The sequence below is a fragment of the Pseudomonas endophytica genome (assembly GCF_001411475.1).
Taxonomy (GTDB): domain Bacteria; phylum Pseudomonadota; class Gammaproteobacteria; order Pseudomonadales; family Pseudomonadaceae; genus Aquipseudomonas; species Aquipseudomonas endophytica.
In genome coordinates this window covers 38,780-60,439 of the sequence record NZ_LLWH01000002.1, presented here as the reverse complement: position 1 = coordinate 60,439, position 21,660 = coordinate 38,780, and the positions used below count along the sequence as shown (strand labels likewise).

General features: G+C 54.1%; 20 protein-coding genes. 9 read left to right on the top strand and 11 right to left on the bottom strand.

What is annotated here, in order from left to right:
- Nucleotides 1–47: 47 nt before the first annotated feature.
- From astD to acs, 10 genes are all read right to left on the bottom strand, one after another.
- Nucleotides 48–1,517 (bottom strand): succinylglutamate-semialdehyde dehydrogenase, encoded by a 1,470-nt coding sequence (astD, locus tag AQS70_RS01210; RefSeq protein ID WP_187331759.1) that lies wholly within the window; start codon nucleotides 1,515–1,517, stop codon nucleotides 48–50.
- Nucleotides 1,514–2,551 (bottom strand): arginine N-succinyltransferase, encoded by a 1,038-nt coding sequence (gene astA / locus AQS70_RS01205; RefSeq protein ID WP_055101126.1) that lies wholly within the window; start codon nucleotides 2,549–2,551, stop codon nucleotides 1,514–1,516. The genes astD and astA overlap by 4 nt, the downstream gene beginning before the upstream one ends.
- Before the next feature lie 55 nt (nucleotides 2,552–2,606).
- On the bottom strand, nucleotides 2,607–3,626 hold the full coding sequence (gene aruF / locus AQS70_RS01200; RefSeq protein ID WP_055101125.1) for an arginine/ornithine succinyltransferase subunit alpha: 1,020 nt from the start codon (nucleotides 3,624–3,626) through the stop codon (nucleotides 2,607–2,609).
- 110 nt (nucleotides 3,627–3,736) lie between these two features.
- Nucleotides 3,737–4,954 carry an aspartate aminotransferase family protein gene (locus AQS70_RS01195; protein ID WP_055101124.1) on the bottom strand — a complete coding sequence of 406 codons (1,218 nt, stop codon included), beginning with the start codon at nucleotides 4,952–4,954 and terminating at the stop codon, nucleotides 3,737–3,739.
- Nucleotides 4,955–5,391: 437 nt separating this feature from the next.
- Nucleotides 5,392–6,381 (bottom strand): transcriptional regulator ArgR, encoded by a 990-nt coding sequence (argR, locus tag AQS70_RS01190; protein ID WP_055101123.1) that lies wholly within the window; start codon nucleotides 6,379–6,381, stop codon nucleotides 5,392–5,394.
- A gap of 127 nt (nucleotides 6,382–6,508) precedes the next feature.
- A complete protein-coding gene (locus AQS70_RS01185; protein WP_055101122.1) occupies nucleotides 6,509–7,273 on the bottom strand; it encodes an ABC transporter ATP-binding protein in 765 nt (254 codons plus the stop codon).
- Nucleotides 7,274–7,325: 52 nt separating this feature from the next.
- Complete coding sequence (locus AQS70_RS01180; RefSeq protein WP_055101121.1) at nucleotides 7,326–8,024, bottom strand: ABC transporter permease; 699 nt, start codon at nucleotides 8,022–8,024, stop codon at nucleotides 7,326–7,328.
- Complete coding sequence (locus AQS70_RS01175) at nucleotides 8,021–8,710, bottom strand: ABC transporter permease (RefSeq protein WP_055101120.1); 690 nt, start codon at nucleotides 8,708–8,710, stop codon at nucleotides 8,021–8,023. Before AQS70_RS01175 ends, AQS70_RS01180 begins: the two co-directional genes overlap by 4 nt.
- Before the next feature lie 103 nt (nucleotides 8,711–8,813).
- Nucleotides 8,814–9,599 carry an ABC transporter substrate-binding protein gene (locus AQS70_RS01170; protein WP_055101119.1) on the bottom strand — a complete coding sequence of 262 codons (786 nt, stop codon included), beginning with the start codon at nucleotides 9,597–9,599 and terminating at the stop codon, nucleotides 8,814–8,816.
- Between the two features lie 556 nt (nucleotides 9,600–10,155).
- A complete protein-coding gene (gene acs, locus AQS70_RS01165; protein ID WP_055101118.1) occupies nucleotides 10,156–12,111 on the bottom strand; it encodes an acetate--CoA ligase in 1,956 nt (651 codons plus the stop codon).
- Nucleotides 12,112–12,526: 415 nt separating this feature from the next.
- Here acs and AQS70_RS01160 point away from each other — a divergent pair, with 415 nt between their 5' ends.
- The 4 genes from AQS70_RS01160 to AQS70_RS01145 all read left to right on the top strand — a co-directional run bounded on the left by AQS70_RS01160 (nucleotide 12,527) and on the right by AQS70_RS01145 (nucleotide 15,454).
- The gene (locus tag AQS70_RS01160) at nucleotides 12,527–12,787 is read left to right on the top strand and encodes a DUF2790 domain-containing protein (RefSeq protein ID WP_055101117.1); all 261 of its coding nucleotides are present in this window, start codon (nucleotides 12,527–12,529) and stop codon (nucleotides 12,785–12,787) included.
- A 142-nt stretch (nucleotides 12,788–12,929) separates the two neighbouring features.
- The gene (locus tag AQS70_RS01155) at nucleotides 12,930–13,148 is read left to right on the top strand and encodes a hypothetical protein (protein WP_055101116.1); all 219 of its coding nucleotides are present in this window, start codon (nucleotides 12,930–12,932) and stop codon (nucleotides 13,146–13,148) included.
- A gap of 437 nt (nucleotides 13,149–13,585) precedes the next feature.
- On the top strand, nucleotides 13,586–14,836 hold the full coding sequence (locus AQS70_RS01150; RefSeq protein ID WP_055101115.1) for a ribonucleotide-diphosphate reductase subunit beta: 1,251 nt from the start codon (nucleotides 13,586–13,588) through the stop codon (nucleotides 14,834–14,836).
- 300 nt (nucleotides 14,837–15,136) lie between these two features.
- Entirely contained in the window at nucleotides 15,137–15,454 is a 318-nt protein-coding gene (locus AQS70_RS01145; RefSeq protein ID WP_055101114.1) for a helix-turn-helix domain-containing protein, read from the top strand.
- Between the two features lie 27 nt (nucleotides 15,455–15,481).
- Here the strand turns inward: AQS70_RS01145 and AQS70_RS01140 are convergent, their stop codons facing one another.
- Nucleotides 15,482–16,519, bottom strand: a complete 1,038-nt coding sequence (locus AQS70_RS01140) for an MBL fold metallo-hydrolase (RefSeq protein WP_055101113.1) — start codon at nucleotides 16,517–16,519, stop codon at nucleotides 15,482–15,484.
- Between the two features lie 231 nt (nucleotides 16,520–16,750).
- Here AQS70_RS01140 and AQS70_RS01135 point away from each other — a divergent pair, with 231 nt between their 5' ends.
- The 5 genes from AQS70_RS01135 to alaC all read left to right on the top strand — a co-directional run bounded on the left by AQS70_RS01135 (nucleotide 16,751) and on the right by alaC (nucleotide 21,603).
- Complete coding sequence (locus AQS70_RS01135) at nucleotides 16,751–17,824, top strand: diguanylate cyclase (protein WP_055101112.1); 1,074 nt, start codon at nucleotides 16,751–16,753, stop codon at nucleotides 17,822–17,824.
- Between the two features lie 133 nt (nucleotides 17,825–17,957).
- Nucleotides 17,958–18,263, top strand: coding sequence for a PepSY domain-containing protein (locus AQS70_RS01130; RefSeq protein ID WP_055101111.1), 306 nt, complete (start codon nucleotides 17,958–17,960; stop codon nucleotides 18,261–18,263).
- 226 nt (nucleotides 18,264–18,489) lie between these two features.
- Nucleotides 18,490–19,686 (top strand): GAF domain-containing sensor histidine kinase, encoded by a 1,197-nt coding sequence (locus AQS70_RS01125; RefSeq protein ID WP_055101110.1) that lies wholly within the window; start codon nucleotides 18,490–18,492, stop codon nucleotides 19,684–19,686.
- Nucleotides 19,687–19,691: 5 nt separating this feature from the next.
- Nucleotides 19,692–20,192: a GNAT family N-acetyltransferase gene (locus tag AQS70_RS01120; protein ID WP_055101109.1), complete on the top strand. Its 501-nt coding sequence runs from the start codon at nucleotides 19,692–19,694 to the stop codon at nucleotides 20,190–20,192.
- Nucleotides 20,193–20,394: 202 nt separating this feature from the next.
- A complete protein-coding gene (alaC, locus tag AQS70_RS01115) occupies nucleotides 20,395–21,603 on the top strand; it encodes an alanine transaminase (protein WP_055101108.1) in 1,209 nt (402 codons plus the stop codon).
- The last annotated feature ends 57 nt before the right edge of the window (nucleotides 21,604–21,660 follow it).

The following is a 21,660-nucleotide window of genomic DNA, read 5'->3' as shown; positions in this document are numbered from 1 at the left end:
TGACTTTAAAAATCGCAGCCTGCGGCAGCTCCTACGAAGGACAGCAGTTACGAAAGGCGCACGCCTGGGGTCAATGCGGCGGGCAGCGTCAAGCTGGGCGTTTCAAGTGACGCGACCGGGTACGCACAATAATCAGCGGCGTAATAAGCACTGGCACGGTGGTTGCCCGACGCGCCGACGCCGCCAAACGGCGCGCTACTGGCAGCACCCGTGAGCTGTTTGTTCCAATTCACAATCCCGGCTCGGCTTTCAAGCCAGAACTGCTGATAGCGCGCTTCGGAGTCTGACAACAAGCCCGCGGCCAACCCGAAGGCGGTATTGTTGGCCTCAACCATTGCCGCCGCAAAATCTGTGTAACGAATGACCTGCAACAGCGGCCCGAAGAATTCGTCATCGGAACGCTCACTCACGTGCGTCACATCAATAATGCCGGGCGTCAGCAACGCCGAGGTCATGCTCGGCTGAGTCATTCTCAGCAGCACCTGCGCACCGTTGTCGATCAACAGCGACTGTGCCGCCAGCAAGTCACGCGCTGCCTGCAGGGAAATGACCGAGCCCATAAAGGGCGCGGGTTGCTGATCAAAAGCGCCGACTTCAATGGTTTTACTGACCTCGACAAGACGCTCAAGCAGACGGTCGCCCCAAGCACCTTGCGGCACCAGTAAGCGGCGGGCGCAGGTGCAACGCTGCCCAGCCGAGATAAAGGCTGACTGAATAATGGTGTAAACCGCAGCGTCCATGTCCGCCACTTGCTCAACCACCAGCGGGTTATTACCGCCCATTTCCAATGCCAGAATTTTCTCTGGGCGACCGGCGAACTGCTGATGCAGGCTGTTGCCAGTACGGCTCGAACCGGTAAAAAACAACCCGTCGATACCTGCATGCGCCGCCAGCGCGACACCGGTTTTACGTGCGCCTTGCAGCAGATTCAAGACACCCGCTGGCAACCCGGCTTCGATCCAGCACTTGACCGTCAACTCGGCTACTTTGGGGGTCAGTTCGCTCGGCTTAAATACCACACTGTTACCGGCCAACAAGGCCGGGACGATATGCCCGTTAGGTAAGTGCCCAGGGAAGTTGTACGGGCCAAAAACCGCCACCACGCCATGGGGTTTGTGCCGCAAAACAGCGGTAGCATCGCCCAGCGGGCCGCTTTTTTCGCCGGTGCGCTCGCGATAGCTTTGTACCGATATCGCAACCTTGTTGATCATGCTGGTCACTTCGGTGGCCGACTCCCACAGAGGTTTGCCAGTTTCTTCACCGATGCAGCGGGCCAGCTCGTCTGCATGGTTTTTTAAGCTCACAGCGAAGGCTTCGAGCACCGTGAGGCGCTCTTCAAATGAGCGCTTGGCCCACTCAGGAAATGCCTGACGTGCAGCCTTAACGGCCTCACTCACCTGTTCGGCATTGGCAGCGTTGCCGGTCCACAGCACCTGCTGGGTTACCGGGTTCAGCGATTCAATGGTTTCACCCTGACCGTTGTGCCAGGCGCCTGCGATGTACAACGTGCTCATTATTTGGACTCCCGAGAAGCGGCTGGCTGCGCAGATAACGGTACGGCGCGCACCTGATCGCCTGCACTCAATTGCAGACGCTTGGCGGTGTGTTTATCTACCACCAGCGTGCCCGCAGCCCATCGCGCCGCAGCGGCGGTAATGCGGCACTCTTCGCGTTTGCGGTTATGAATCAGGTAAGTGGTGGCGTCATCGCCCGGTGTGCCAATGGCCAGCACCAGCGCTTCGCTGTCGCGCACAGCGCGGATTTTGGTGGTTTCACACTCCACGGCTGGGCCAGCGTCAAAAATATCGACGTAGCCTTGATAGCTAAAACCTTCACTTCTCAGCATGTTCAAGGCGGGTTCGGTGTCGGTATGCACCTTGCCGATCACTGCGCGGGCGTCTTCGGACAAAAAGCAGGTGTACACCGGGAACTTGGGCATCAACTCAGCAATAAAGGCTTTGTTGCCGACGCCGGTCAGATAGTCGGCCTGGCTAAACTCCATTTTGAAGAAATGCCGACCCAAACTTTCCCAGAAGGGCGAACGCCCCTTCTCGTCTGACATGCCGCGCATTTCAGCAATAATTTTGCTGCCAAACAGCTCAGGGAATTCAGCGATAAACAGCATTCGTGCTTTAGCCAGCATGCGGCCATTGAGGCCCGTGCGGTAATCGGCATTGAGGAACAATGAGCACAACTCAGAGTTACCCGTCAGGTCATTAGCCAAGAACAGGGTCGGAATTTCGCGGTAGATATTCAGTTCCTGAGACGCACTGACCGTCAAACCAACCCGGAAGTTGTACCAAGGCTCGCGCAGACCCACAGCGCCTGCAATCGCAGAAATGCCCACCACCCTGCCGTCGTCATTTTCGAGCACGAACAGGTAGTCCGCATCGGCGCGCTCGGCTTCGCCACGGAAGGTTTTTTCAGCCCAACTGACACGGTGCAACAAGCGCTGCTCATTAGCCGGCAAGGTGGTCAGGCCAGTGCCCGTGCTACGGGCCAGCTCAATCAGGGCCGGTAAATCGCTACTGCGTACAGGACGAACGATCATGCTATCTCCTTAAACAGGGCTCGCTGGCGACCCCCGTGACACTCGCTCAAACGCGTTAAACCGCCACCACTCGCACGCTGACACCTTCGCCAACGCCAAGTGCTTCGGCCGCTTCCAGATCCAGGGTGATCGGCTTGCCCGGCGCCCAGTCGAGCTCCAGTAGTACGGCGCGGTAATCCTGCAACTGGGCATTTGCCACTAAGTACTGGCGACCGCCACCTTTCACCGGCTCACCGAGCTTGACTGGAACCACGCGGCTTTGAGCGATTGAACGGATACCCGAAATCCGCGCATGCAGAGTCGGGCCTCCGTCGAAAATGTCGATGTAATGATCCGTCTCGAAACCTTCGCGCATCAAAATATCGAAAGTGATTTGCGCCCGCGGGTGTACTTGCCCCATCGCTTCTTGAGCGCTGTCTGGCAGCAACGGCACATAAATCGGGTAATGCGGCATCAGTTCGGCGAGGAAGGTGCGGCTTTTCAACCCGCACAGACGCTCAGCGGCGGCATAGTTCAGATCGAAAAAGTTGCGACCAATGGCATCCCAAAACGGCGAGTCGCCCTGTTCATCGCTGTAGCCGACGATTTCGGTCACTACCGAATCAGCAAAGCGTTCCGGGTGGTTGGCCACAAACAACAAACGACCTCGGGAGTTAAGCTCGGACCAGGCTGTACCCACTAAATCCGGGACCACGTAAAAGCTGGTTAACAGGCTGTTGCCGGTCAAGTCGTGACACTGCGAAAGCACGTGAATTTTGTTATGGATTTTTAATTCACGCGAGGCGTGAACGAACGTCTCGTTACGAAAACTATAAAAAGGCTCAGAGTACCCGGCCGACGCCACGATGGCCGAACAACCCACCAGCTTGCCAGTGGTCGTGTCTTCTAGAACGAAGAAGTAACTCTCTTCGCCATTGAAACTGACTTCGGCAGCAAACGAGGCTTCGGACGCGGCGATCTTATCGCGCAAACGGTCGAGATCGTCCGGCAATGAAGTGACACCAATCGGGCTGTCCGCAGCCAGACGCTGTACCTCGCTCAGGTCAGCCATTTGCGCGGGGCGCATCACCAGCATGGTGTCACTCCTTAATCCAGAAAATAAAAATAGGGCCTTTGTAGGATCGAGCTTGCTGCGAGTTATTTAAAAATCGCCAGCAAGCTCGCTCCTTCAGAGGGAGGCGTAGATCAGACGATCAGGCTTTTTACTGCACGCTCAAAACGGTCCAAACCTTCGGTGATATCTGCATCTTCCACCACCAAGCTTGGCGCAAAACGCACGACGTCCGGCCCAGCTTGCAGGATCATTAAGTTTTCTTTTTCTGCCGCGTTGAAGATGTCTTTGGCGCGGCCCTTCCAGGCATCGCTCAACACGCAGCCAATCAACAGGCCCAAACCGCGCACTTGCGTAAATACACCGTACTGCTGGCCGATCTGCTCAAGGCGGGTTTTGAAGAGCTCGCGCTTGGTATTAACACCCTTTAACACTTCAGGAGTGTTGACCACGTCGATCACAGCATTGGCCACGGCGCACGCCAGCGGGTTGCCGCCGTAGGTGGTGCCGTGAGTACCCACCACCAAATGTTCGGCTAGCGCATCAGTGGTCAACATGGCTGCAATCGGGAAACCACCGCCTAAGCTTTTGGCGCTGGTCAGGATGTCGGGGGTCACGTTGTAATGTTGGTAAGCAAACAGCTCGCCAGTGCGGCCCATGCCGGTTTGCACTTCATCAAACACCAGCAACGCATTGTGTTTGTCACACAACTCGCGAGCGCCTTGCAGGTAAGCCTTCTCGGCTGGCAGCACACCGCCCTCACCTTGAATAGGTTCCAACACCACGGCACAGGTCTTGTCTGAAATGGCCGCTTTTAGCGTGTCAAGATCATTGAACGGGATGTGGGTAATACCGGTGATTTTTGGACCAAAGCCGTCCGAATATTTCGACTGCCCGCCCACGTTGACCGTGAACAGCGTGCGGCCGTGAAAGCTATTGAGGGCCGCGATGATTTCGTATTTTTCTTCACCAAAACGATCGAACGCTACACGACGGGCCAGCTTGAAAGCAGCCTCGTTGGCTTCGGCGCCCGAGTTACAGAAGAACACACGCTCAGCAAACGTCGCATCCACTAGTTTTTTAGCCAGGCGCAAAGCAGGCTCGTTGGTGAACACATTGGATACGTGCCACAGAGTATTCGCCTGCGCGGTTAAGGCGCCAACCAGCGCCGGGTGGGCGTGACCCAAAACATTAACCGCGATACCGCCTGAGAAGTCGATGAGTTCGCGCCCCGACTGGTCCCAGACTCGGGAACCGGCGCCACGCACAGGAATGAAAGCAGCAGGTGCGTAGTTCGGAACCATGACCTGATCGAAATCGGCGCGTTGCACCGGGGCTTGCTCAACGGACATCGGAGTCTCCTGATGAGAAACGCCAGCCTAAAATGGCGAGCGGTAGGGGGATTGTAAGGACAGATGATGACGCGGCCTTGCCGCCAAGCGACAACTTCTTATAGCGCTAAACCGCGGTTTTACAGGGTTTATAGCAATGCGACATATTGCATCGCAAAGACGCAGTTTAAACGCTACGCGCACCCAGAAAAGCCTTTTGTAACGAGAAAAAACTCGGTTACGCACGAACGATAGCAACTATGTTCTCAAGCCAAATGAGCGCCAGCCTGCGTGCATCCATATGACGACACAAAAAAGATCACAAATATGGACTGTAGGAGCAGCCGGTCGACGCTCGATTGCTCGCGATCTTTTTAAGATCAAAAGATCGCAGCCTGCGGCAGCTCCTACGCAAACAAAGGCCGCAGCAACGCAAGCGACACAAAAAAGAGAGCGAGTTAGCCGCGCTCGGAAGGCACTGATGACAATTCGAACGGGCTGCTGCTGCGACGCTGATTACGATCTTCGCGCGGCGTTGCACCAAAGAAGTTTCGATAAGCGCTGGAGAAGTGCGGCCCCGAGGAGAACCCGCATGACAAACCGATCTGGATAATCGACTTGCTCGTTTGCATCAACATTTGACGCGCCTTGTTCAAGCGCAGCTCAAGGTAGTACTGACTCGGCACACGGTTGAGGTACTGTTTAAAAATACGCTCCAACTGACGACGCGACACGCACACATGCTGCGCAATCTCGTCAGTTGTGAGCGGCTCTTCAATATTGGCTTCCATCAACAGCACGGCCTGAGTCAGCTTCGGGTGGCTGGAACCTAAGCGGTTTTGCAACGGAATACGCTGGCGCTCGCCACCCTCTCGAATCCGTTCGACCACTAACTCTTCAGACACTGCTCCCGCCAATTCCGCACCGTGATCTCGAGCCAGCAAAGCGAGCAACAGATCAAGTACTGACATGCCACCGCAGGCACTTAAACGATCACGATCCCAATCAAACAAATGACTGGTGGCAATCACTTTAGGGAAGCGTTCAGCAAAGTCATCCTGCCAGCGCCAGTGCACGGCCGCTCGGTAGCCATCAAGCAAGCCTAGTTGCGCCAAAGGATAGACACCCGCCGACAACCCGCCAATCACGCAGCCTGCACGCACCAGTTGCTTGAGCGCACTGCTGAGCGCGGGCGCAATCGCGACTGGCGGCTCATCAGCCACCAGAAATAGTTTCTGACACCCCTCAAGCTTTCCGGCCCACGGTTCACCCGGCAATTGCCAACCACCCGCGATGGCTTCAGCCGGTGCTTCGGCACTTAGAAACACCAGCTCGTAAGCCACTTCAGGGTGCACCCGCTGAGCAACACGCAAGGCCTCCTCAGCCAGCGCCAGCGTCAGTGCTTTGGTGCTGGGCCAAATCAGAAAACCTATTCGATGGGCAGTCATGGCATGCAATCCGAAACGTAAACAGTGTTAATGCCGAAGGTGGCAACCACCAAGCTAGATCCGCCACCGCTAATCGGGGAAGCATGCACTAAGTTGGTGCAAAAAAGCAGTCTCGCGACGCGGTTAATTACTTAAGACTGCCCGACAAAAACTGCTTCAAACGCTCGCACTGCGGGTTAACCAGTACTTCACGCGGGTTGCCACTCTCTTCTACGACCCCTTTGTGTAAGAACACCAACTGGTTTGAGACTTCGCGCGCAAAGCCCATTTCGTGCGTTACCACCACCATGGTCCGACCTTCGAGAGCGAGGTCCTGCATGACTTTCAACACGTCCCCCACCAGCTCCGGGTCAAGTGCCGAGGTCGGCTCGTCAAACAGCATCACTTCCGGCTCCATCGCCAACGCACGGGCAATGGCCACACGTTGCTGCTCACCCCCGGACATATGCCCAGGATAGGCATCTTTACGGTGGGCCACACCGACCTTATTCAGGTAATGCTCGGCTTTTTCCCGCGCCTCGGTCTTAGACATGCCCAGCACATGCACGGGCGCTTCCATGATGTTTTCCAACGCAGTCATGTGCGACCACAGGTTGAAATGCTGAAACACCATCGACAAACGCGAACGCATGCGCTGCAACTGCTTTGGATCAGCCGCGACCAGTGCGCCGTCTTTCTTCGCGATCAGCTTCAGCTCTTCGTTATTGAGCAGGATCTTGCCCGCGTGCGGTTGCTCCAGCAGGTTGATACAGCGCAAAAAGGTACTTTTGCCTGACCCGCTAGAACCGATGATGCTGATCACATCACCTGCTTTGGCTGCCAGAGACACACCTTTGAGCACCTCATGACTGCCGTAGCGCTTATGCAGGTCTTGGACTTCAAGTTTGTACATGCTGTCGGTTCTCACAAATACAGTGGGTCAGACGTTGAGCGCCGCTCAACTCTCAAGCCTTGCGTGGGGCCATGTAGCCCAGCCAGCGGCGTTCTGCCAATTTGAACAGGCGCACCAGAATGAAGGTCAGGCACAGGTAGAACGCACCTGCGGTGATATAGGCTTCAAACGGCAAGTAGTACTGCGCATTGACGGTGCGCGCAGCCCCGGTGATGTCGATTAGGGTCACGATGGACGCAAGACTGGTGGTCTGGAGCATCATGATCACTTCGTTGCTGTATTGCGGCAGCGCGCGGCGCATGGCCGATGGCAACAAAATACGGCGATACATTTTGCCCGGCGACATCCCCATCGCCTTAGCGGCTTCAATCTCGCCATGAGGCGTAGCCTTGAGGCTACCGGCGATGATTTCGGCGGTGTAAGCACTGGTGTTGATCGCAAAAGCCAAACAGGCGCAAAAGGTGGCGCTGGACAGTAAGGGCCAGACAAAGCTTTCACGTACCGCGTCAAACTGAGCCAGGCCGTAATAGATCAAAAACAGCTGCACCAGCATCGGCGTGCCGCGAATCACATAGGTGTAGAGCCACGCCGGAAAATTGACCCACGGACGCCTCGACACACGCATCAAGCCCAGCGGCAGTGCCACCAGCAAGCCAAAGAACAGCGAAATGCCCAGCAGCTTAAGTGTTTCAACCATCCCGCTCAGGTACAGCGGCATGCTCTCCCAAATGACGTTGTAGTCGAAGATCATAGTTCAGCCACCTTTACGCCTACCGAGTAGCGCTTTTCAAGTTGTCGCAACGCCAGCAACGAAACACTGGTCATCACCAGGTACAACGCTGCCACGGCCAAAAAGAAGGTAAAGGGTTCGCGGGTAGCATCCGCTGCCTGCTTGGCCTTGAACATCATGTCTTGCAAACCGACTACCGAAATCAAGGCTGTGGCTTTGGTCAGCACCAACCAATTGTTGGTGAAACCGGGAATCGCCAAGCGAATCATCTGCGGCACCAGCACCCGAAAAAATACTTGGGAACGACTCATGCCATACGCCATACCGGCTTCGGCCTGACCTTTAGGGATCGCCATAAAAGCGCCGCGAAAGGTTTCGGACAAGTACGCACCAAAGATAAAGCCCAAGGTGAAAACACCGGCTGAAAACGGATTCAGGTCGATGTAGTCGTCATAACCGAGCATCGGCGCGACGTTGTTCAGTAAATTCTGGCCGCCGTAGAAAATCAGCAGGATCAGCACCAGATCGGGAATCCCGCGAATGACTGTTGAATACAGATCACCCAACCAGGCCAACCAGCGCACTGGCGACAGCCGCATTGAAACACCAATCAGACCTAGAACAATGGCCAAGGCCATGGACGACAAGGCGAGTTGAAGCGTCAGCCAAGCGCCATCGAGGATGACAGCCCCGTAGCCTTTCAACATGATTCCGGCCCTCGAAAAATTAGCTCGAAAATTTGAATAAAAAATGGCGCAAACTTCAGACATCCTGTCGCTTGCGCCATTTCAGACTTACAGCCGCGATGATTTACTTGGCTTCAGGGCCGTAAATATCGAAGTTGAAGTATTTTTTCTGGATCTCGTCGTACTTGCCGTTTGCACGGATAGCTACGATTGCACCGTCGATTTTGTCTTTCAGCTCTGTATCACCTTTACGCACGGCGATGCCGATGCCATCACCAAAGTATTTGGCGTCAGTAAACGCTGGGCCGACAAACGCGTAGCCTTTACCAGCCGGAGCATCCAGAAAGCCTTCCTGCAACAGGGTGGCGTCTGCAACAGTGCCGTCTAGACGGCCCGCTTCGATGTCCAGATAGATTTCGTTCTGCGAGCTGTAAGGCACAACGGTGGCGCCTTTAGGAGCCAATACTTCCTTGGCGAAACGATCGTGGATCGAACCGCGCTGTACGCCGATTTTCTTGCCTTTGAGCTCATCAAGAGAATCGGAAACAGTTGTACCTTCCTTCAGCACCAGGCGGGCTGGGGTCAGGTAGTAACGGTTGGTGAAATCGACCGATTTCTTGCGATCGTCGGTAATCGACATCGAAGACAAAATAGCGTCGATCTTGCGCACTTTAAGCGCCGGGATCAGGCCGTCGAACTCTTGCTCAACCCAAACGCATTTGACTTGCATCTGCTCACACAGAGCGTTACCGATGTCATAGTCAAAGCCAACAATGCTGCCGTCTGGTGCTTTAGAGGCGAACGGAGGGTAAGCGGCTTCAATGCCAATTTTCAGTGGCTTTGTGTCAGCAAAAGCCTGCATGGACAGCACGGACAGTGCCAAGGCGCCAAGAAGCACGAGTTTCTTCATCTTAGGACTCCATCGGTAAAGGGCAAAAAATGCAGAGTGAGCCTGAGCCCAATATGCGGAGGTTAAACCGGGAATGCGGCGCCACGTCCTTCAGGTGTTGAACAACATTCAGCACACCAACGACGACGAGCGAGTGATCGGCATTCTAACGACAGGCTTCAAGCCGTTATTTCCTCAATGCGACAACATATTACAAATGCACCGAGAAAGACGACCCAAAGCATTGACAGCTCTTCAAATTAGTGCAAGAGCAAAAGATATAGAACCTATATGAGTTGCAAATAGCGGGCCTATTATTCGCAAACCCTTCTATTCCGGCAAGTGTAGCGTTTCATCTTATTTAATGAGGGCTGCCCAAGAGCTCTAAAACAGTGCCTTTAGTAGCATATGGACGTTTTTTTGGGCACACGGTTACACACGAGGTAACACCTGTATGGGCAACACCGAGCCAAGGAGCTGCCGCAGGCTGCGATTTTTGATCTTTAAAAGATCGTAGCCTGCGGCAGCTTTAAGGGGAGGGAATGTGATCGCTCAACGAGCGAAATAAGAAGGGCCGTTACGCGGCCTTCATGCCCTTGTGAGTGTCGATCAGTTGCTGAACCACGCCCGGATCCGCCAAGGTCGAAATATCTCCCAAACCGTCATACTCGCCTGTGGCAATTTTGCGCAGAATGCGACGCATGATTTTGCCCGAACGGGTTTTAGGCAAGCCCGGAGCCCACTGGATAACATCCGGCGAGGCAATTGGACCGATTTCCTTACGCACCCAGTTTTTCAACTCCTGACGCAGCTCCTCGGACGGCTCTTCACCGCCATTGAGCGTGACGTAGACATAGATGCCCTGCCCTTTGAGGTCATGCGGCACACCGACAACCGCCGCCTCAGCGACTTTGGCGTGCGCAACCATCGCGCTTTCGATCTCGGCCGTCCCCATGCGGTGGCCGGAAACGTTAAGCACGTCATCCACACGACCGGTGATCCAGTAGTAACCGTCTTCATCGCGACGCGCGCCGTCGCCCGTAAAGTACATGCCACGGAAGGTTTTGAAATAAGTATCAACAAAACGATCATGATCGCCGTACAGCGTACGCGCCTGACCCGGCCACGAATCCAGTATCACCAAGTTACCTTCGGCTGGCCCTTCGATCAGGTTGCCGAGGTTGTCTACCAACGCTGGCACCACACCAAAGAACGGACGCGCCGCAGAACCCGGCTTGAGCGCATGCGCACCCGGCAGCGGGGTCATTAGGCAAGCACCGGTTTCGGTCTGCCACCAAGTATCCACAATGGGGCAGCGCTCTTTGCCAACAGTGGTGTAGTACCAGTTCCAAGCCTCAGGATTGATGGGTTCACCCACCGAACCCAGCAAACGCAGGCTTGAGCCGTCGGCATCTTTTACCGCTGCTTGGCCTTCAGCCATCATGGCGCGAATCGCTGTTGGCGCGGTGTAGAGGATATTGACCTTGTGCTTATCGATGATTTTCGACACACGGGTGATATCCGGGTAGTTCGGCACACCCTCAAACAACACCGTGGTCGCGCCATTGGCCAGCGGGCCATAGACAATATAGGTGTGCCCAGTCACCCAGCCGACGTCCGCGGTACACCAATAGACTTCACCCGGACGGTAATCGAATACGCGCTCATGGGTTAACGCGGCATACAACAGATAACCGCCCGTGGTGTGTTGCACCCCTTTCGGCTTACCTGTGGAGCCGGAGGTATAAAGGATGAACAGGGCTTCTTCGGCGCCCATTTCTTTTGGCGCACAGTGGGTCGAGGCCACCGCCATCAAGTCGTGATACCAAATATCGCGGTGCTTGTACCAGGCAATGTCGCCACCCGTACGCTTGAACACGATAATTTTCTGCACGCTGGAGGTGTCAGGGTTAGTCAGCGCCACATCAACGTTGGCTTTCAATGCAGTGCGCTTGCCGCCACGTATGCCTTCGTCGGCAGTGATCACGACTTTGGATTTGCAGTCGATGATTCGCCCCGCCAGTGCTTCGGGCGAGAAGCCGCCGAAAACGACCGAGTGAATAGCGCCAATACGGGTACAGGCCAGCATGGCGACAACCGCCTCTGGAACCATTGGCATATAGATAGTCACGACGTCGCCACGATGAACGTCTTGGCCGCGCAATGCGTTAGCCAGCTTGCAGACTTCTTCGTGCAACTCGCGGTAGGTAATGTTGCGCTGCTCGGAAGGGTCGTCGCCCTCCCAAATAATCGCGATCTGATCCCCGCGCTCAGCCAGGTGGCGGTCCAGACAATTGTAGGAAACGTTGAGAGTGCCGTCGGCAAACCACTTGATGTCGACATGGTGATCGTCGAAAGAGGTCTGTTTAACAGTCGTAAACGGCTTGATCCAATCGAGACGCTGGGCTTGCTCGCGCCAGAAGCCATCCGGATTGACCACGGATTGCTGATACATCGCCTTGTAGGTCGCCTCGTCAGTCAGCGTATTAGCTGCAACCTCAGGGCGTACGGGATACAGGGAAGCGGCACTCATGTTTCATACCTCTATATTTGTAGTTGTTGTTTTATGACCCAGTTGTATCTGGGCCTTGGCGTGAGATCCATTCGACGTTGGTAGTAAGAAACACCTAAAAAATTCATGGCTTTTACTATGCGAGGCTCAAGACCGGTGTTTACAGCGCGTAAGCCATCGCTGCCAGATTTGAAACACCTGAAAGCACAACCTGTTTTCGACGATTGTTGCAGAATTTGTCAACAGTCTTTATCAAAAGCCCCTCTATATGCCCATAAGGCAGCGCCCTAAAATTCACCTCGCCAACCAAGGCACTGCGATTAACTAAGTAACCTCCCCCACGACGGCATGTTAATCGCTCCAACTTATCAAGTTTCACAGGCAGTCGCTCAATGTCCGCGCGACCCAACTCGCCCTTTAAACAGGTATAGAAGAAATGAAAGCGTTATTAGTTCTGGCACTTAGCAGTGTATGCCTCAGTGCTTTTGCAGATGAAGCCAACACTCAAGCAGCGCAACAACCGGTTGTCGAGCACTACTCCTACGCTTCGGAACTTGATATTGCCAAAGTCATTTCCATGAGCGAAGTGCCTAGCGTTTGCGAAGTGGTGCCGGCCCGCATGGTTTACGAGGACTCGCAAGGCATCAAGCACACCCTCGAGTACCGCGTCATGGGTAACGGTTGCTCCAACGGTTGATGGACGGCGAACACACTGTTAATCACGCAATTAACTTAACTATTTAAATGATTAACCCCCCCACTTAACTGCAACTTCCAATGCGTCATCGTATTGATTGCAGCACGCGCTGCCTGCACCTTAATCACTCAGGAGTCATTAAATGAAACTCGCTGTAATTATGGCATTAAGTCTTTCAGTTATTGCCGGTACTGCCATGGCTGGCGACGGTTATGACCGTACTCACTCAGCCCACTTTGTTGAGGGTGGCTCTCGCACGACTCACTCGGCCTCTTTGGCTGAGGACGGTTACGACAACACTCGTTCAGCTGCTTTCGCCGAAGACGGTTACGATCGCACCCGCGGCCATCGCTTCAGCTAGCCCGCCTCGACTTAACGCCCGGTTTCGACCGGGCTTAGTCTGCCCCGAAAAAATCCCCGTAGCACCCTCCTTGCCCGCCAACGCCCGCTATGCTTAGCCTTGAGAAAATTTAGTCACTTCGTCGCTTCTTCTCAGAAAAAAACTGGCTGAAATAGGTTGTACAAAAGCCGTATACTTGCGCCCCCCAACGGGTGCAAAAACCCTTTGAGCGGGCTGCCGACCAAGCTACTCCGGCTTCAAAGGCCAGGGCGAGATGCAGAAACACGTGCATCCCTCGAGTAACGGCGAGTTAGCCCCGAACATATTCATGTTTGTGCGTGCGTATATCGCGACTGCAGCAACATTTCATAGATCCAAGTGGCCTCTGGGCCGTGTGCACAACCTATCATCAGTGTTACCACACGGGCACAAGGCCCTCACGCAGGAGACGACACGTCATGCTGAGCTGGGACGAGTTCGACAAAGAAGACGAAGCCGAAACCGCCGTTAAAGGCGCCAACGCTGGCCACGCAACCGAAGCCAATATGGACCGCCTTGACGCCGCTGGCGGCGTTGCTGCTCAAGAGGCCCGCGCAGTCACGGCTACCGATTCGGCTGCCATCAAGCGCGCCAAGGCTGAATTGGACAAGCTCGACATCGCTGAAGGTCTGGCAGAACTCGAAGGCGCCAGTGCTCGCGTTGCCGTTGACGAAAAACGGATGATCAACTGCCGTGCCGACCTCAACCAACTCGTACCGTTCAAGTACGACTGGGCTTGGCAGAAGTATCTGGACGGTTGCGCAAACCACTGGATGCCGCAAGAAGTCAACATGACCGCCGACATCGCCCTCTGGAAAAACCCAGAGGGTTTGACCGACGACGAGCGCCGCATCGTGATGCGCAACCTGGGCTTCTTCTCTACTGCTGACTCCCTGGTTGCCAACAATCTGGTTCTGGCCGTATACCGCCTGATCACCAACCCTGAGTGCCGCCAGTACATCCTGCGCCAAGCGTTTGAAGAGGCGATCCACACCCACGCCTACCAGTACTGCATCGAATCGTTGGCCATGGATGAAGGCGAGATCTTCAACATGTACCACGAGATCCCGTCAGTCGCTAAAAAAGCCACTTGGGGCCTGAAGTACACCCGTTCGATCTCCGACCCGAAATTCGAAACCGGCACCGTAGAAACCGACAAAGAACTGCTGCGCAACCTGATCGCCTACTACTGCGTCTTGGAAGGCATCTTCTTCTACTGCGGCTTTACTCAGATCCTGTCGATGGGCCGACGCAACAAAATGACCGGGGTTGCCGAGCAGTTCCAGTACATTCTGCGCGACGAATCCATGCATCTGAACTTCGGTATCGATGTGATCAACCAGATCAAAATCGAAAACCCGCATCTGTGGGACGCCGAGATGAAGGAAGAAGCGACGCAAATGATCCTGCAGGGCACTCAGCTCGAGATCGAATACGCACGTGACACCATGCCACGCGGCGTATTGGGCATGAACGCGGCCATGATGGAGGACTACCTCAAGTTCATCGCTAACCGCCGCCTGTCGCAAATCGGCCTCAAAGAAGAATACCCAGGCACTACTAACCCTTTCCCATGGATGAGCGAAATCATGGACTTGAAGAAAGAGAAAAACTTCTTCGAAACACGGGTTATTGAGTATCAAACTGGTGGCGCACTGAGCTGGGATTGATTCCGGGCTTGATCTGACTGCTGATGAAAAGGGCTGCCGCAAGGTGGCCCTTTTTTTGACCTAGCGCTTGGCTTAAAGCCCTAGGGGTTTATCTGGCGGCAGCCTGCAGTTCTGCTGCCCGAGAGATTCTTACACGATTTTTATATCGAAGTTTTCGACCCTTGCTTGGCGCAACAATGGGCCTAAATAGTAGCGCCTGCTTATCCGAACTGATTCAAAAAATGAGTTTGAACAGCGCCGAAAACAACTGTATAAAAACACAGTGTATTTCAAGCATTGACTCAGCCTCGGAGATCCCTCATGCACACCTCAGCCATGCGCAGCACGTTTGAACGCATTGTTATTAATCAATTCACCCCGCTGCACTGTGCTCAAGCGCGAGAAATGCTCGGCTGGAGCCTTCAAGACCTGAGCCTGCACTCAAGGGCTTCGGCGTCGGCCATCCAACGATTTGAAGCAGGGGAGCAGATGCGCGATGTGACTCGTCTGGCCATCGCCTACGCCCTCGAAGCCGAAGGCTTGGTGTTTTTCCCCGGCTTTGCACCTAGCCGGGGCAGCAATATTCGTGGTTCCACTCCCGCCCCTTTTGACCGCAAAGATGTTGCCCTTATCGAGTAAATAACTCGCTCCTCACAGGCCAGCCTGCTAGGTAGATTCGTTGCTGCGGGCTTGCACGTCTAGCCACCAAGTTTGGCCTTCATGAGGTTGCAACAAATTGAACGCCTCGCCCATGGCAGGCGTTGTGATAAGGACATTGCGTTGCGCAGCCAATGCCACAATACGTTCAAACGGCTCATACCAGGCATGAAAAGCCAAATCGAAAGTACCGTTGTGAATCGGCAGCAACCAACGGCCTTTCAGGTCGATATGGGCTTGCAAACTATGCTCAGGCTGCATGTGCACATCGGGCCAATCAACGTTGTAAGCCCCCGTCTCCATAAGGGTCAGGTCAAAGGGGCCAAACTGCTCGCCGATCAATTTGAAACCGTCGAAATAGCCAGTGTCACCGCTGAAGAAAATCCGTACATCATCAATGATCATCACCCATGACACCCACAGCGTCTGGTTATGATCAAACAAGCCTCTACCGGAAAAATGCTGGCACGGCGTGGCAATAAATCGAATACCGTCACGCTCGGTTTCTTGCCACCAATCCAGCTGTTGTACTTTCTGTGCGGGTACGCCCCATTTGATTAATAGATCACCCACCCCTAGCGGAGCCAAAAAGTACCGCGTCTTGGCCGCCAGTAGCAGTACGGTTTTTTGATCAAGATGATCGTAATGGTTATGCGAAAGGATCACGCCTTCTAAGGGTGGAAGCTCATCGAGTGTGATTGGCGGCGCATGAAAGCGTTTGGGGCCAGCCCACTGCAAAGGCGAAGCTCGCTCGGCATACACCGGGTCGGTCAGCCAAAACTTGCCCTTGAGTTTAAGCAACACTGTTGAGTGCCCGAGTCGAAACACGCTGAAATCTGGTGCTTTCTCTAAGGCTTCGCGGGTCAGCAGGTTCACCGGAATCGGCGCATGAGGTCGGGTGTATGAAGGCTTTTGAAACAGCATTTTCCAAAAAATGCCTAAGGTTTTACCCAAGCTGGCGGCCGGTCTGGCGCCCTCATTTTGAAACCTTCCTTCATGCAGTTCGGCAGGCTTTAGCCCATCAGCTTTAGAAGACTCGCTTGGCATACTTCATAGACTCCAGCACACAAAGTGCAATTATTACGCTGGTTTTTTGGATGACAGAAGGTCAATCGTCATGTTCTAACGTCGAAAGCGTTAGTCTTGAGGTAATTGACAGCAAACCTCAGGCAGAATGCCACCATTGATGATCGACATTACCTACACTTTAAAACGATAATTTTTCTGTTTTACGAGCAGTGCCGACATTCCGTGTCTTAACACCTTGCGTAGATGACTATGGATAATCAAAGAGGCAGAGGCTTGTCGTTCTCCCGGCGCATTTATGTGCCGCGAACCTTTGGCTTAGGAATAGGCTGCATCTGCATGATGCCCGCTCTCTATCCTTTGGATATGCCTACCTGGGTGTGGATGTTCTACTTGGCTTCGGGTTTTGTATGGCCGCACTTGGCTTACCAACGCTCCTCGCGCGCGCATTACCCCTATCGGACCGAACAGCGCAATGTGCTTATCGACTCTGTGCTGGGAGGTTTCTGGGCAGCTACCCTCCAGTTCAACCCGCTTCCGGCCATCATTATTGTGTCGATGATGACCATGAACAACGTGGCGATTGGCGGCGTCAAAATGCTAGTGCGCGGGACCTTGGCACAATGCACAGGGATAGCCCTTTCATTGCTGGTTTTCGGGTTCACCTTCAACCCTTACACCACGACACTGCAAATCTATGCGTGCCTGCCCATCCTGGTTCTTTACCCGTTTGCCGTGGGCATGATCAGTTATCGTATGACGAGCGCGCTGGCAGCGCACAAGCGAACCTTAAGTGCACTCAGCCGTACTGACAGTCTGACCGGCCTTCTCAACCACGGCTCGTGGAAGGATCTACTGCAACTAAGCTTCCAAACCTGCAGACGAACACACTCAGACGCCACGCTTGCGCTGATTGATATCGACCACTTCAAACGCATCAATGACACCTATGGGCACATTGTGGGTGACAGCGTGCTACGCCAGTTCAGCAATGAGCTTAAGGAAAACCTACGGGCAGAAGACCTAGCTGGACGCTATGGCGGCGATGAATTTTGCGTCATTTTACCCAACCGCTCTCTGGCACAAACGCAGGAAATAATGGAGCGTCTGCGCCGCAGGTGCTGCGACTTTAGATACGCGGACGAGCCTGAGCTGCGCTTAAGCCTGAGCATCGGTTTGGCCTCATGCCACCCGGCGTTTGAGGACGCCTCAATGTGGCTCAACGAAACGGATAAGGCGTTGTACATCGCTAAAAACACTGGGCGTAATAAAATCAGTACTGGCGCTGCGGATATGCTCCCGGATGCGGTCTTGATCAAACCTTAGTTCACACAGTGCATTCATAGCGCAAATACCACTCCACCCGCCTGAATTTAGACAAAAGGGAAAATTAAGGGTGAATTAAGTTGCCGCGGTTAATCTGATCCCACTTAAACAGTTCACCCAAGAGGGATTAACCATGAAAGCACTCAACGTAATCTTCGCCGCTACCGCCCTGACTCTGACTGCTGGCTTGGCTCAAGCTGATGTACGCCCGGACCACATTCCTGGTTTGCTGAAATCTGGCGAAATCGCTTCTTTTGAAAAACTCAATCAAGCCGCTCTGGCTAAACACCCAGGCGCAACCATCCACGACACCGAGCTGGATCACTCCTACGGCAAGCTGGTGTATGAAGTTGAACTGCGCGATGCCCAAGGCGTTAAGTGGGATGTAGACCTGGACGCAAAAACTACTGAAGTTCTGCAAGATAAACAAGACACTTAATACCGCTTAAGCGGAACTTAAAGCCCGCTTTCTAAAGCACGCCCCAGAAGTTGGACACTTGTCTGACGACTGGGGCTTTTTAATGTCTGATGGAAGCAGTCCATGCCGATGATCATGCATTTCATCGGGTCAAAAACTAATGCATATAATTATCTGAGAAATTTGTATCAAACTACGCCGACTCGCTAGAATCACCCTTTAATACTTTATGCCGAGATAACCTTCTATGAGGCCAAGCGCCGCTGCGGATGTCGCTACGATCAATCGGATCAGCTCAGTCCCGGCAATCCTTCAGGTCATTGTAGAAATGACCGGCATGCGCTTTGCTGCAGTTGCTCGTGTGTCCCAACAAAGCTGGACGGCCTGCGCCGTGCTCGACAACCTGGGCTTTGGCTTGAAGCCCGGTGAAGAACTGGACTTGGTCACGACCTTTTGCTTTGAAAGCATGAATTCAAACCTGCCTATTATCATCGACAAAGCCAGCGAAGACCCCCAGTACAAACATCACCGCACACCGAAGATGTATCGGTTCGAGAGTTACATTACGATCCCGGTTTACCGCACCGACGGCGGCTTTTTCGGGACGCTATGTGCCCTTGATCCAGAGCCTGCCAACCTCAAAAGCAGCGCTATACAGGCCACGATGGAATCCTTTTCGCGCTTGCTATCGCTGCAGATTGAATCTGAAGAAAACTTGCAAAAGGCCGAAGTAGAGCTGGCTCAAGAACGCCAAAATGCTGAGCTGCGCGAACAGTTCATTGCGGTGTTGGGCCATGACCTGCGCAACCCACTATTCGCCATGACGACGGCTGCCGAGCGTTTGCTGAGCAAGTACCCAAACCCGCAAACTCATGATTTGGTGATGCACATCAAGACCTGCGGCGTGCGTGCCTCGCAACTGGTCGAAGACGTGCTGGATTTCGCCCGTGGAAGATTGGGCAACGGTATTCCGGTCATGATGCGGGCATGTGCAGATCTCGAACAGGTACTCGAACATGTGATCTCAGAAGTTCGGCACATCCATCCCAAGCGTCAAATCGAGTCGGTCACCGGGCCATTGGGGGCTGTTTTCTGCGACAGCAGCCGCTTGGCTCAACTGCTATCTAACCTGCTCGCCAATGCGATTGCCCACGGTTCTGCGACGGGGCCGGTGCATGTTGTGGCCCTGACAAAAGGTAAGATTTTTTCGCTCAGCGTGACCAATCAGGGCAAGCCTATTGCAACCGAAGCCCTGCAAAACTTGTTTCAACCCTACTCTCGTCCCCCCAGTGAAACCCCGCAAGCAGGGCTTGGCCTAGGCTTGTACATCGCAAGCCAGATCGCCCTGTCTCACAATGGAAGCCTGAGCGTACTGTCTGATGAGCAACAGGGCACAACCTTCACCTTTACCATGCCGCTTTCTCTGAGCCCCATCGAGGCTTAGCTTGCATGCACGTCCGCCTTTGCACTTACGAAGACCTGAAGGATGAACAGTGCGTGCAACTGCGCAACCTTGAAGTGTTGCCAGAACAAATACCGTTTAGTGGCGACATAGCCTGTGCTTTGTACTCACTGCCTGCCAAGCCCCACCCGGGGATCAAAGGCTTGGTGTTGTTGAAAAACGAACAGCCTGTGGCTTTCATGCTCATCAAACGTTATCCACTTTTGAGCCATTGGGCTGACACGGACTGCGCAACCCTGCACGCCTTGCAGGTCGACAAACGGGTTCAAGGGCAAGGGCTGGGTAAAATCTGTCTGCGCCTGCTAGTACACACCCTTAACCAAGATTGGCCCGAGATTCGCACAGTCATGCTGTCTGTCAGCCCTAACAACAGATCAGCGCTAGCTTTTTATTTAAGCCAAGGTTGGTACAAGAGTGGCGAGGCCTACCGTGGCGAATTGCGCCTAGCGTTCCGTCTGACGTCTTGGCAGGCTAAGCCCGCGGCTTGATGGGTAGTCAGTCATTGCAAGTAGCGTGAGGCGATTTCATGGGTAAGTAGAAGAATAAAGGCTAACCGAACTTGCTTCGCAAAAAATCCTAGGTGAGGCATCTAGACAAAAGGCCATTATCGCCCTTATTGTCTTGCCGCAGACCACCGCAGTGGTCGACGTCGCTCGGACGGTTCCGGGCGCTCACGTTCCAGAGGTAACCATGGCAGACCAAGGTTCGCCGCGCCGCTTTGCGCGCATAGATCGACTCCCCCCTTATGTGTTCAACATCACAGCTGAACTGAAGATGGCCGCCCGACGTCGTGGCGAAGACATTATCGACTTCAGCATGGGCAACCCTGACGGCCCGACACCCCCGCATATCGTTGAAAAGCTTTGTACCGTCGCACAACGTGAAGACACTCACGGCTACTCGACTTCGCGTGGAATCCCACGTCTGCGCAGAGCAATTTCTCGTTGGTACGCCGATCGCTACAACGTTGAGATCGACCCAGAGCATGAAGCCATCGTGACCATTGGCTCCAAAGAGGGCTTGGCGCATTTGATGCTCGCCACCCTTGATCAGGGCGACACCGTTCTGGTGCCCAACCCTAGTTACCCTATTCATATCTACGGCGCCGTTATTGCCGGCGCTCAAGTGCGCTCGGTGCCGCTGATTCCAGGCGTCGATTTTTTTGCCGAATTAGAAAAGGCCATTCGCGGCTCGATCCCCAAGCCCAAGATGATGATTTTGGGCTTTCCATCTAACCCAACAGCACAATGTGTCGAGCTGGATTTCTTTGAGCGTGTGATCGCATTGGCCAAGCAATATGACGTGCTTGTAGTGCACGATCTGGCCTATGCCGACATCGTCTATGACGGCTGGAAAGCACCTTCAATCATGCAGGTTCCTGGCGCCAAAGATGTCGCCGTCGAGTTTTTCACCCTGTCAAAAAGCTACAACATGGCGGGTTGGCGAATCGGCTTTATGGTCGGCAACCCAGAGTTGGTCAGCGCACTGGCGCGGATCAAGAGCTACCACGATTACGGCACTTTCACCCCGCTGCAAGTGGCCGCCATTGCTGCACTTGAAGGCGATCAGCAGTGTGTCAAAGACATTGCCGAACAGTACCGTCAACGCCGCAATATATTGGTTAAAGGTCTGCACGAACTGGGCTGGATGGTCGAAAACCCGAAAGCGTCGATGTACGTTTGGGCCAAAATCCCCCAGGCTTATGCCCACATGGGCTCGCTGGAGTTTGCTAAAAAACTACTGGCCGATGCCAAGGTGTGTGTCTCACCGGGTGTAGGTTTTGGCGAGTACGGTGACGACCATGTGCGCTTTGCCTTGATTGAAAACCAGGATCGTATCCGTCAGGCCGTGCGCGGTATCCGCGCGATGTTTCGGGCGGATGGTTTGAGCGCTAGTTAATCCAAAATCTGTAGTACTGCCGCAGGCTGCGATAAGGGCCGAAGAACCTTGTGCTTT